This window comes from Aeromicrobium sp. P5_D10, from assembly GCF_054049535.1.
Window position 1 is genome coordinate 215,886 of sequence record NZ_JBFUME010000004.1, and the last position, 12,051, is coordinate 227,936.

At 64.8% G+C, this 12,051-nt stretch carries 11 protein-coding genes; 3 read left to right on the top strand and 8 right to left on the bottom strand.

Annotated features, from left to right (window positions below):
- Nucleotides 1-68: 68 nt before the first annotated feature.
- The 3 genes from ACXJKC_RS08840 to leuA form a co-directional block, all read right to left on the bottom strand.
- Complete coding sequence (locus tag ACXJKC_RS08840; protein ID WP_456696332.1) at nt 69-506, bottom strand: VOC family protein; 438 nt, start codon at nt 504-506, stop codon at nt 69-71.
- 31 nt (nt 507-537) lie between these two features.
- Nucleotides 538-1,620, bottom strand: coding sequence for a saccharopine dehydrogenase C-terminal domain-containing protein (locus ACXJKC_RS08845; protein WP_456696333.1), 1,083 nt, complete (start codon nt 1,618-1,620; stop codon nt 538-540).
- 211 nt (nt 1,621-1,831) lie between these two features.
- The gene (gene leuA / locus ACXJKC_RS08850) at nt 1,832-3,571 is read right to left on the bottom strand and encodes a 2-isopropylmalate synthase (RefSeq protein WP_456696334.1); all 1,740 of its coding nucleotides are present in this window, start codon (nt 3,569-3,571) and stop codon (nt 1,832-1,834) included.
- Nucleotides 3,572-3,710: 139 nt separating this feature from the next.
- On the opposite strand from leuA, the gene ACXJKC_RS08855 reads away from it, so the two are divergent.
- Nucleotides 3,711-4,706 (top strand): glutathione S-transferase family protein, encoded by a 996-nt coding sequence (locus ACXJKC_RS08855; RefSeq protein ID WP_456696335.1) that lies wholly within the window; start codon nt 3,711-3,713, stop codon nt 4,704-4,706.
- Here the strand turns inward: ACXJKC_RS08855 and ACXJKC_RS08860 are convergent.
- From ACXJKC_RS08860 to ACXJKC_RS08875, 4 genes are read right to left on the bottom strand one after another with little or no spacing between them, the layout of a single operon-like run.
- The gene (locus ACXJKC_RS08860; RefSeq protein WP_456696336.1) at nt 4,684-5,217 is read right to left on the bottom strand and encodes a GrpB family protein; all 534 of its coding nucleotides are present in this window, start codon (nt 5,215-5,217) and stop codon (nt 4,684-4,686) included. The genes ACXJKC_RS08855 and ACXJKC_RS08860 overlap by 23 nt on opposite strands.
- A 9-nt stretch (nt 5,218-5,226) precedes the next feature.
- Nucleotides 5,227-7,446, bottom strand: coding sequence for a transglutaminase TgpA family protein (locus ACXJKC_RS08865; protein WP_456696337.1), 2,220 nt, complete (start codon nt 7,444-7,446; stop codon nt 5,227-5,229).
- Nucleotides 7,433-8,686, bottom strand: coding sequence for a DUF58 domain-containing protein (locus tag ACXJKC_RS08870; protein ID WP_456696338.1), 1,254 nt, complete (start codon nt 8,684-8,686; stop codon nt 7,433-7,435). The genes ACXJKC_RS08865 and ACXJKC_RS08870 overlap by 14 nt, the downstream gene beginning before the upstream one ends.
- A gap of 1 nt (nt 8,687) precedes the next feature.
- Nucleotides 8,688-9,626, bottom strand: coding sequence for an AAA family ATPase (locus ACXJKC_RS08875; protein ID WP_456696339.1), 939 nt, complete (start codon nt 9,624-9,626; stop codon nt 8,688-8,690).
- Between the two features lie 91 nt (nt 9,627-9,717).
- On the opposite strand from ACXJKC_RS08875, the gene ACXJKC_RS08880 reads away from it, so the two are divergent.
- Nucleotides 9,718-10,203, top strand: a complete 486-nt coding sequence (locus ACXJKC_RS08880) for a flavodoxin family protein (RefSeq protein ID WP_456696340.1) — start codon at nt 9,718-9,720, stop codon at nt 10,201-10,203.
- Between the two features lie 40 nt (nt 10,204-10,243).
- Entirely contained in the window at nt 10,244-10,969 is a 726-nt protein-coding gene (locus ACXJKC_RS08885) for a hypothetical protein (RefSeq protein WP_456696341.1), read from the top strand.
- Between the two features lie 54 nt (nt 10,970-11,023).
- On the opposite strand, the gene ACXJKC_RS08890 is transcribed toward ACXJKC_RS08885, so the two are convergent.
- Nucleotides 11,024-12,040 (bottom strand): PHP domain-containing protein, encoded by a 1,017-nt coding sequence (locus tag ACXJKC_RS08890; RefSeq protein WP_456696342.1) that lies wholly within the window; start codon nt 12,038-12,040, stop codon nt 11,024-11,026.
- Nucleotides 12,041-12,051: the final 11 nt, after the last annotated feature.

Sequence of the window (12,051 nt, forward strand, 5' to 3'; positions counted from 1 at the left end):
CCATTGTGCCGTGCGGGACCGACGATTCGGCACTTCCCACGCCCGGCAGCGCCTGTACGGACGCACCGTCAGTCGAGGCAGAACTCATTTCCCTCAGGATCATGCATCGTGATGTTGCCGAACTCCATGGGCGGATTCGGCTCGACCCGATACGCACGAGTCGCCCCGGCGCCCTCCAACCGGTCGGCCTCGGCTTCGAGTGCGGCCATGCGCTCCTCCCCCTGCAGGCCCGATGTCGCCCGCACATCGAGGTGGACCCGGTTCTTGACCGTCTTGCCCTCGGGCACCCGCTGGAAGAAGATCCGCGGACCGCTGCCCTCGACGGGCAGGATCGCCGATCTGGAATTCCACTCGCTCTCGGGAACCCCCATCGCCTCGAGCGCAGCCTCCCATGAGTCGAAACCCTGCGGAGGGTCTTGAAGCTGGTATCCCAGCGCATCGGCCCAGAACGTCGCGAGCGCGCCAGGGTCGGAACAGTCGAAGGTGACCTGAATCTGTTTGCTCATATCTCCACTTTGACTCAGGCCACCGACATTTTCAGACCTTGCCTTGCTCCTCGAACTGCCGTCCGGCCTGCGTCGAGAACAGGGCGTCCAGCGTGATGTCCTCCTGCTTGATGAATCCCGAATCGGGCAGGAGCCCATCGGCGACGAGTTCGACGACGCTGACCGCAGATGCTGCCGTCGTCCACGAAATGGCGCGCCATGTACGGCCTGAGATATCGATCGGCTTGTAGGCGCGCACGTGGTTCTGCCGGAACGGCATGCCGGATTTGACGCCTTCGACGGCGGCATGGATGTAGACCACGTCGTCATTGACCGGCGGCTTGGAGTCGACGAGCATCTGGCCGACCAGATCCCGCTGTTCGCGCAGGTTGAGCTCGTCGAACAGGAAGTGCATCTGGTCGAAATGACCGGGGTAGCGCAATGTCTTGTAGTCGAGCCGGCGCACGCTGCCCTCATATGTCTCGCACATCGTGCCGAGCCCGCCTGAGGTCAGCGCGGCCTCCAGCTCGATGCCGCCGATGAAGACGCGTTCCTTCTCGGTCATCGCCGGGACCATCTGGCGGTGTCCCTGACGCAAGACTTCGCAGTCATTGAGGTACTCGTTGACGACTCCCTCGGGCGACCAGTTGATGGCGTAACCCAGCAGACCCGTGGGGTTCTGCGGCAGTGCGCCGACCTTGAGCTCGATGGATCGGATCTCGTCGAAGGTCTTGGCGATCGAAGCGCCGATGATGCCGATCAGGCCCGGCGCGAGGCCACACTGCGGCGCGAAGACCGAGCGCGGCGAATCGGCAGCCAACTCGATGACCCGGTTGGTCGTCGGCACGTCTTCGGTCAGATCGAAGTAATGCGTGCCGGCGGCGTGCGCGGCCTCGGCCACATCGATATTGAGGTGATACGGCAGGCACGAGACAACCGCATCGACGCCGCGCAATGACTCGCGCAGTCCGGCGGCATCCTGCACGTCGAGCGGTTTGACCTCGAACTCCAGGTCGGGGCGGGGTGCCGCGTCGTAGCCGACGACTTTGAACCCGGACTCCCCCAGCATGACGGCAACAAGTTCGCCGACCTTGCCGAGACCGAACACTGCGACCTGATTGATCTTGCGAGCCATCGATCCTCCTTGTGACCCGGCGGGTTACGCCGGGCTGTCAATGCGCGCCGGTGGGTGACCGGCGTCACATCAAGCCTAACCTGACCAGATCCCGTTTGGTGTACCGGCTGGCCGGTACACCAAACTGCAATCTGCACCAACACGAAATGAGGGTTTGCGGTAGCCGTGGCTACCGCAAACCCTCATACCCCGTTCAGGTCGCTCAGGTCGGTCAGACCGGGATCGTCTGGGCCTCTGCTCGATTCGCCGCAGACACGACCGCACGCAGCGAGGCGGTCACGATGTTCTCGTGGATCCCCACTCCCCACACCGTCTCACCGGCGACGTCACACTCGACATAGGCAGCTGCCCGGGTCGTGGCGCCCTCAGTGCCGGGAGCCAAGGCGTGCTCGGAGTAGTCGAGCAGACGGATGTCGGCGCCGGCCTGGCGCAGACTGTCGACGAAAGCGGCGACCGGACCGTTGCCGGCGCCCTTGAACTGCTGCGCCTGACCACGCACCTGCATCTCGACGATCTGCTCGTCGCTGCCATCAGGGGATGTCGTCGAGCTGAAGCTCGTCAGAACGTAGGGCTCCTCGCGGGTCAGGTACTCACGCTCGAACGCCGACCAGATCTCGTTCGGCTCGATCTCACCGGCCTCACCCTCGGTCAGCGCCTGGACGACCTGGCTGAACTCGATCTGCAGACGACGCGGCAGGTCGAGCTGGTGGTCGTTCTTCAAGATGTACGCGACGCCGCCCTTGCCGGACTGGCTGTTGACCCGGATAACCGCCTCATACGAGCGTCCGACGTCCTTGGGATCGATCGGCAGGTACGGAACCGCCCACGGAGCTTCGTCGACGGTCGTGCCGGCAGCGGCCGCATCGATCGCCATGTGCTCGAAGCCCTTCTTGATCGCGTCCTGGTGGGATCCGCTGAACGCGGTGTAGACCAGATCGCCACCGTAGGGATGGCGCTCGGGAACAGGCAGCTCATTGCAGTACTCGACCGTGCGTCGGATCTCGTCGATGCCGCGGAAGTCGATCTGGGGATCGATGCCCTGGCTGAAGATGTTCAGACCCAGCGTCACCAGACACACGTTGCCGGTGCGCTCGCCGTTGCCGAACAGACAACCCTCGATGCGGTCGGCACCGGCCATGTAGCCCAGCTCGGCGGCTGCGACGCCCGTCCCGCGGTCGTTGTGCGGGTGCAGCGACAGCACGATGCTGTCGCGGCGCGGCAGATTGCGATGCATCCACTCGATCGAGTCGGCATAGACATTGGGCACCGCCATCTCGACGGTCGCCGGCAGGTTGATGATCAACGGCCAGTCAGGCGTCGGGTTGATGACGTCGATGACAGCGCTGCAGACCTCCAGCGCGTAGTCGAGCTCGGTGCCCGTGTAGGACTCGGGCGAGTATTCGTAGAAGATCTTGGTGTCAGCCGCGTGGATCTCGTGATACTTCATGCACAGCCGCGCACCCTGCGTCGCGATGTCGGTGATGCCGTCCTTGTCGAGGCCGAACACCACGCGACGCTGCAGCGTCGAGGTGGAGTTGTAGAAGTGGACGATGGCCTGCTTGGCGCCGACCAGCGACTCGAAAGTGCGGTCGATCAGCGGTTCGCGGCACTGCGTCAGCACCTGGATCACGACGTCGTCGGGGATCAGGTCGCCCTCGATCAGCTGACGGACGAAGTCGAAGTCGGTCTGGCTCGCGCTCGGGAAGCCGACCTCGATCTCCTTGTAGCCCATGCGCACGAGCAGCTGGAACATCGCCAGCTTGCGGGCCGGCGTCATGGGATCGATCAAGGCCTGGTTGCCGTCACGCAGGTCGACCGCGCACCAACGCGGCGCCTTCGTGATCGATTTGCTGGGCCAGGTGCGGTCGGGCAGCTCTACAGGAACGAACGGCGCATAGCGACCGAAAGCCATTCCGCTGGGCTGCTGGGGGGTGTTGACGTACGTGCTCATCGTGCTCCTCGGGGTGTTTGTCTGGGCTGTTCAAGCGGCCGGGACGTGACAAACTCCGCGCCGAGGGGTCCGACCTAGGGGACCTCGACGCGGCAAAGAAGGAGCGAGCGGAATTGCTTCACGTCAATAGGATATCAGCATGACGACCGACGCAAGCATGGGATCGTACGTCGAGCCGAGCAAGGGCTTCGACCGGGACATGAACTACATACCGGATCGGATCACGAAGGACGGCCGAGATGGCTGGCCCGTCGAGCCGGGACGGTATCGCCTGATCGTCGCGAGAGCCTGCCCGTGGGCCAACCGATCCATCATCGTCCGCCGGCTGCTCGGTCTCGAGGACGCGATCTCGATCGGCTACTGCGGTCCGACCCACGATGCGCGCAGCTGGACGTTCGACCTCGATCCGGGCGGACGCGATCCGGTTCTCGGCATCGAGCGCATCCAGGAGGCGTATTTCAAGCGGTTCCCCGACTATCCCCGTGGCATCACGGTCCCGGCGATCGTCGACGTTCCCAGCGGCCAGGTCGTGACGAACGACTTCCCCTGGATCACCCACGACTTCGCCACGGAATGGACCGAGTTCCATCGTGAGGGCGCACCCGATCTGTGGCCGGCCGATCTGCGCGACGAGATGGAAGTCGTCATGAAACGGATCTTCACCGAGGTCAACAACGGTGTCTACCGCTGCGGTTTCGCCGGCACCCAGAAGGACTACGAAGAGGCGTACGACCGGCTGTGGGACGCGATGGACTGGCTGGAGGAGTGGCTGGCCGACCGGCGTTTCCTCATGGGCGATCAGATCACCGAAGCAGACGTTCGACTCTTCACGACGCTGGCCAGATTCGATGCGGTCTATCACGGGCATTTCAAGTGCAACCGCAACAAGCTGGCCGAGATGCCGGTGCTGTGGGCCTATGCGCGTGATCTGTTCCAGACGCCGGGCTTCGGCGAGACGATCGACTTCGATCAGATCAAGCAGCACTACTACGTCGTGCACACCGACGTGAATCCCACGCAGATCGTCCCGAAAGGACCGCAGGAAGACGTCTGGCTCACACCTCACGGCCGCGAAACACTGGGCGGGCGGCCATTCGGTGATGGAACCGCCCCTATGCCAGAGCGCGACTCATGATCTGGGCGATGACGTCGGACTTCGCATCGGCGTAGTCGTTCATATCGCTCCACGTGCGCCCGGCCAGCGAACGCTTGACGTTCTCGTAGAGCTGGCGGTCGTCGGGGTTGTCGCGTAGCCGATCACGGAAAACCAGGTGTCGTTGCTCCCAGTCGCTGCCGAGCGGGCAGACATGCACGTGGACATCGCGTTCTGGAGTGCGCAGCATCCGGTGCCCCGGCTCGCGGACACGCAGGACGTACCCCGCGCGCTCGAGATCTGGGACGTAGGCCGCCTCGTCGTCAGGGTCTGCAACGCTGAGATCGATGTCGACGATCGGTTTGGCCGCGAGACCCGGCACGCTCGTGGAACCAATGTGGTCGATCCGCAGAACCCGGTCGCCGAGGGCTGCAACGATGCGGCCGCGCTCAGACTCGTACCGCGCCGCCCAGCGCGGATCATGCTCGGCCATGACGATCTCACGCTCCTCACGGCCCCCGATCAGCACACCGTCCATGTCATCGGAAGTCATGTCGCCAGGCTAACCCGCAGTCGTGACCTCAACGTTGTTGAGCCGCAGGACCGTGGGCCGTCCGGCCAGCGACCGCGGCAGCAGCGTCGCCACGAGCCGTTGCCTGCGGCTCGCGCCCGCACGGATCGACTTCAGGACGGCAAGCAGGTCGAGGACCCCATCGCCGTCCGGCGCCCGGCCACGACCGAAGCGGGTCAGCTCAACACGTTGCAGAAGCGAGTCGAGCGAGGCTCCGTCGATCTTCGGGTGATCGCGAAGACGTCCGGCGAATCCTCTGGGAGTGTCGGCTGCCGACGCCTGGATGCCGAAGTCGTGGGCCGTATCCTCCAGTTCCCGCCACAGCGGGCCGACCGCTTGTCGTCCACGACGGATTCGCCAGCGTCGTCGAAGTATCCGGATGAGCCAGGGCACGACGCCGAGGAGGAACAGGGCGACGATCGTTGTCCAGGCGGTACGCGATGACGTCTGGGGCTCGGCGACCGTCGATGCTGCACCGCTGTCGATCTGATTGGCCTGGCTGCGGTCCTGTTGCCGCTGCGGAGTGGACGTGTCGTCCGACGTGTCACCTGCGAGGTCGGCGGCAGGCTCGCGGAACCTGGTCGCATCGCCGATGCTCGTGGTGGGGTCGAACCGGATCCAGCCGACCCCTTGGAAGAAGATCTCGGTCCAGGCATGTAGATCGTCCGACGTCGCCTCGTATTCGGTCTCGCCGTTCTTGACCCCGATCCGTGTCCCTGGCGCATAGCCGACCGCGATCCGCGACGGAATATCAAGGGTCCGGGCCATGACTGCCATGGCCGACGAGAAGTGGACGCAGTAACCCGCCTTGACCTCGAGGAACTTGGCGATGACGTCGACCCCGTTGCCCTCGTAGTCGTCGGCGACCGGCGCGGTCTCCGAGTAGGAGAACCCACCGCCTGAACGGAACCAGCTCTGCAATGCCAGCACTCGGTCATAGTCGTTGTCGGCGTCAGCCGTGACCTCCTCGGCCGTTTCGGCGATGATCGGGTCCATATCGTCAGGCAACTGCAGATACGGATCGAATATAGGTCCGATATGTGCGTTCAGCCCCCTCAGGAGTTCTGCCTCTGGGCGGATGTCGAGGCTCGGCACGGTGTAGGTCTGGCCCCGCGAGTCCTGATTGCTCGAGGTCAACGTCAGGCCGGGCCGCTGGAAGAACCACTCGCCGTCAAGACCCGACACCGTCCCGACAGCCGGATAAGGCACTGGAAGCATCGGACTGCGCAGTCGCTTGATCGTGATGGTCGTGACGACGGGTTCGACGTCGACCTCGCTGGAGATCGCCAGCTGTCCCTCCAGGGGATCGAGCCGACTGCCACGTGCAGGACGCCAGGTCTTGCCCGTGAAGTCACGCAGAGTCGCCACTTTCAGATACTGCGGCTCGTCGAGTGACGTCGTGTAGGTCAATGCCTGTGCGGACGAATTGCGTCGAAGGTTCTGTCCCAGTTCGAGCATCGGGTTGATGCCACGGCCGAACACGGCTGGTGGCGGCTTACCCCACGAGGAGGCCACCGCACTCACATCGGGCGACACCGACACCAAGGCGATCGATGCCACGAGCGCCGCCGCGCCGACCATCGCCGCCGGCACGGCGGTACGACTCAACAGACTCGTCGTGGCGGTGCGGGAGCGGAGCAACACCAGCCACAGTCCAGCGACGACCACGAAGAGCCAGACCTGCGGAGTCTCACCGGAGATCATCGCCGGCGTCGCGAAGACCGCGAGCAGGAGAACGCCGACCAGCGATGCGGCGTGGGCCCGCTGGAGCAAAGCGTCGGCCACGATCACCAGGAGACCGAACGATGCCGCGACAAGCAGCACGATGGGTTTGCCCGCCGCCACCGGAGCGCGCTCCTCGATGATGACGTCGCGCGCCGTGCCCACGAGATCGCCCAGCCGGGCGAAGGTCTGACTCGTCGGAAGGACCACGAGCAAGGTCTCCGGCACGAAAATCCAGGTGATCGCGAGGAACTCGGCCACGACTGCGATGGGTGCCACGAACCGAAGCCCGATCCCGTGCAGCATCGCGCAGGTCGCAGCGGTCATGACCGTCACGAGTGCCGTGGTCACCCGCCAGTCGGAGCCTTCCACGACAGTGCCGAAACCGGCCATCAAGACCAGTAGCGCGACCACGACGATCGCGTGATCGATCCAGGTCTCGACGGCCGTGCGGGGCGTCCCTCCACGATGGGGATCAGGGCGCAGCATGGGCTTGGGCCTGATCGAAGTGGGTCCAACGATCTGCAATATCGTCGTTCGGAGCGTAGACGACGACATTCCAGCGTGCGCCGTGCAGCAGATCGAGCACATCGTCGCGGGTGCCCCGGGCGACGAACGCCATGATCGCTCGAGACGCCGACAGCGTTGCGATCCAATGTTGCGCCCGAGGCAGGTCCAGACGTCCGAGCACCGCGAACGTCGTCCGTTCTGCCTCCGCCGTGTCGTCATGGTCGTGTGGGTCCGGTGTCACGACAGCAAAATCGACCATGACATCCTCGAGCGCGTCATGGCCGTCGGCAATGAAACGGTCGATGCCCTGGCCATTGGACCGCACCGAAACGACGTACCCGGCCTTGACGAGGTGACCGGTGATCGAGGCGGCGGCGACGACGCTCCATTCCCAGGCCGGCGAATACTCCCACTGTCCCGACCCGTCACGTGCCGTGCCCTGACTCCTCGGCTCGGCGTCGAGCCACACAGCTGCTCGGGGCGTGATCTGCTGTTCCTCCTGGCGAACCATCAATTCGGCCCGATGGGCCGTTGCCTTCCAGTGGATCCGTTTGAGCGCATCACCTGGGAGATAGGTCCGCGCTATGACGTCGTCATCCCCGACCCCGACGTTGTGGGGCGCTGGCCGGGTCGCACCGTCCTCGCTGGATCCCCGCGGCCTGATCGGCGGCAGCTCGACGACGCGCGGCAGCACCGTCAGCGCCGCGGTCGCACCGAAGCTGTGGCGGCGATACACGAGCCCGAACGGATCCTGGACGTCGACCTGCACCGGGCCGATGTCATGGCGTCCTCGCTGCAGACCCTGCAGGTCGTACGAGAACACGACCTGCGATGCGGCGCTGCGGCTACCGCCCAATGCGGGCAGCCGTCCGCTCGCGTCCCCCGAGATCCCTCGCGGCAGCCGATCTTCCCAGCGCGCCTCCAGACACGGCACCACAGAAAGATTCGTGATGCGAATCGTGGCGCGCGACAAGGTGCCCGGCTGCACGGTCTGCGGCGAGAACGATCGCTCGATTCGCACCTTCGAATGACCCACGAAGACGAACAGTGCGTTCAACACCACGAGCGCCAGCAAGAGGCCCGTAACGTACAACATGGCCGGCAGCGAGAGCATCGGCGCAAGGAGCAGGCTCACCAATGAACCGGCCAGGAATCCCATGCCCCGACCGGTCAGAACCAGGGAGCTCGCTGCTGTGCGCCAGCGGCCTTCGGTGTTCATGTCAACCCGGCTGGACCGCGCCAGCCGGAACCGGTGTCTCCGCCACGATGCGTTCGACGACGGCGGCCACTGAGGCGACGCCTCGCATCGGGATCAGTCGGTGCGGGAGAACGAAGGATGCCAGCACGTCGATATCGTCTGGCAGGACGAAGTCGCGACCCTGAACCGCTGCACGGGCTTTCGCCGCGCGGATGAGCTGGAGCGTTGCCCGTGGGCTCGCACCGAGACGCAGTTCGGTGTCGACGCGGGTCGCCTGCGCGATATCGACGGTGTACTGCTCGACCGAGGGTGAGACGTAGACCGCTCGCGCGGTCTGGATCATGTGCTGGATGTCGTCGATCGACGCGACCGCTTCGAGACCGTTGAACGGGTTGTCGGAATCGCGGCCTCTGAGCATCGCGAGTTCGGCTGCAGGATCGGGATAGCCCATCGAGATGCGGGCCATGAAGCGATCGCGCTGCGCCTCTGGGAGGGCGTATGTGCCTTCCATCTCGAACGGATTCTGCGTCGCGACGACTGTGAACGGGCTCGCCAGCGGGTACGTCGTGCCGTCGACCGTGACCTGCCGTTCCTCCATCGCCTCCAGGAGCGCGGACTGGGTCTTGGGGGACGCGCGGTTGATCTCGTCGCCGATCACGATATTGGCGAAGACCGCACCGGGTTTGAACTCGAACTCACGATCGCTCTGGTTGTAGACCGCGACTCCGGTGATATCGGACGGCAACAGATCGGGGGTGAACTGGATACGTCGCACCGAACAGCTCACCGAGCGTCCAAGTGCCTTGGCCAGGGCTGTCTTGCCGACGCCGGGAACGTCCTCGATCAACAGATGCCCTTCGGCGAGCAGCACCACCAGGGCAGCCTCAGCGGCCTCTGGTTTCCCGTCGATGACCTTCTCGATATTGCCGAGAATCGCTTGAGCGACTGTCGCGAACTCCATAGGTGATGGTAGTCACATCCACCCAAACTCGCAGCGTGTAAGGGGTGAAATTCTGTCCTTCCGGGGTCGGGCTCATTGATAACGTCGGAGCATGGCCCGATTGCTGATCGTGCACCACTCGCCCACCGCATCGACCCAGGCGCTGACCGAAGCCGTCGAGGCCGGCGCGCGTGATGACGCGATCGACGACGTCGAAGCGATCGTGCGTCCAGCACTCGACGTGACCCGCGACGATGCTCTGGCGGCCGACGGATTCCTCCTCGGCACATCAGCGAATTTCGGGTACATGAGCGGTGCGCTGAAGCACTTCTTCGACTCATTCTTTCTGGACCTCGGCGGGGCGTTGTCCGATGACGGCTCGGCAGGCAGCGGCAGCGGAGGCAAGAAGCCGTTCGGTCTGTGGGTGCACGGCCGGTATGACACGACCGGGGCCGTGCGGTCAGTGCAGTCGATCGTCGGCGCACTCCCCTGGGTCCAGGCCGCACCGATACTCGAAGTCATGGGTGACGTCAGTCAGGACGATCTCGACGCCGCATATGAGCTCGGCGCGACTGTCGCCGCGCTCCTGATCGACTGAATCACTCGCCGTCTCGGCCGCAGCGCGAGACAATAGGGGCATGAGCGCTCCCGATTTCCTGCCGACGCTGTCAGCCGGATCGCACGATGCCGAGCACGGCGAAGCCTGTGTCATGGAATATGTCTCCCTGCTCGCCGGCGAGGAGTGGAGTGACCGCCCTGAATGCACGCACGAGTTGCTCGCACATGAAGCCCGGACCGTCAACGATCTACTGCGCGACAGCGACCGCTCGCGACTCGTTCCGCTGATCGGACGATTGTTCGGTACGACCGACGACTCCCCCGACCTGCGTGCACACCTGCGGCTCACCCAGACAAGGCAAGTAGTGGCGCTCCTGGAGCCGGTCGGTAGAACCCGGGTCAACGCCGCGATTGCGCGCGCTGAGTCGTGGATCGGTCGTGAGGGTTCGACGGACGACGTCCACGGCGCCTTCACCGCCGCGATGCAATTCCCCCTCCATGCTGGCGATTTGGATGCCTCTCACATCGACTTCCACTCCCGTATGGCACGACTGTTTCCCTTCGCGCTCTCCCCGCAGCTCGGGGCAGGCGAAGCCTATGCACTCAGTGCGCTGGTCATCGCGCACAAGGTCGCGGCATCCGGTGAGTGCCGCGCCGACTGCGGCAGCGAACCAGCTCGTGCCCGCCGCATGGTCAAGGATCTCGGACAGCTGATCGACGTGTACGACGCCGTGATGGGACGGCACGCCGCAGCGGTCAGCGCCGAGCAGATCCAAGAACTGGCCGATAGCCTGCCCGGGCGGTGACCTAGCGTCCAATTCGACCGCTGGTCTGGACGCTGCCGCACCGCCCCAGGGTCTCTAGCCACCATCGGTCCAGGCGAGCAGTTCATCGACCGGCCAGGTCGTGACGATGCGATCGGCCGGCACCCCCGCTGCCTGGGCACGCGCGGCCCCGTAATCGAGGAAGTCGAGTTGACCTGGGGCGTGGGCGTCGGTATTGATCGCGAACAGGCAACCCGCATCCAGCGCCATCGCGATGAGGTCGTCCGGCGGATCCTGACGTTCCGGCCGCGAGTTGATCTCGACCGCGACATCGAACTCGACGCACGCACGAAAGACCGCCGCCGCGTCGAATTGTGACTGCGGCCTCGTGCCCCGTCCCCCAGTGACCAACCTGCCGGTGCAATGGCCCAGGACGTTGGTGTGGGGGTTGCCGACCGCAGTGATCATGCGCCGTGTCATGGCGTGCCGGTCCATCCGGAGCTTGGAGTGGACGCTCGCAACGACAACATCGAGTCGCTGCAGCATCTCATCGTTCTGGTCGAGCGCTCCGTCGTCGAGGATATCGACCTCGATACCGCTCAACAGCCGAAAATCGTCGTAATCCGCATCGACCTCGGCGACAACGTCGAGTTGATCGGCGAGTCGCTCGGCGCTCAGGCCGTTAGCGATCGTGAGTCGGGGTGAGTGATCGGTCAGCACCAGATACTCCCGCTCCCGCCAATGGGCGGCCAGAGCCATCTCTTGGATGCTCGATCCGCCGTCCGACCAGTCCGAGTGGCTGTGCAGATCGCCGCGGAGCAGCGCACGGAGGTCTGCACCGCCCTCGGCGAGCGGACGGCCCCCTTCCTCGCGAAGCACGGCGAGGTACTCAGGCACCTCGCCGGAGACGGCTTGCACGATGACCCCGTAAGTCCGGTCGCCGATGCCCTTGATCCGTCTCAGACGTCCGTCGGCGGCACGATCGGCGATCTCTTCAGCATCGAGGTCGCCGATCGCGGCCGCGGCGTTACGGAAGGCCTCGACCCGGTAGGTCTTGGCCTGAACGCGCTCCAGCCAGAAAGCGATCTCCTTGAGTGCAACGACAGCGTCCATAGTCCGAGTCT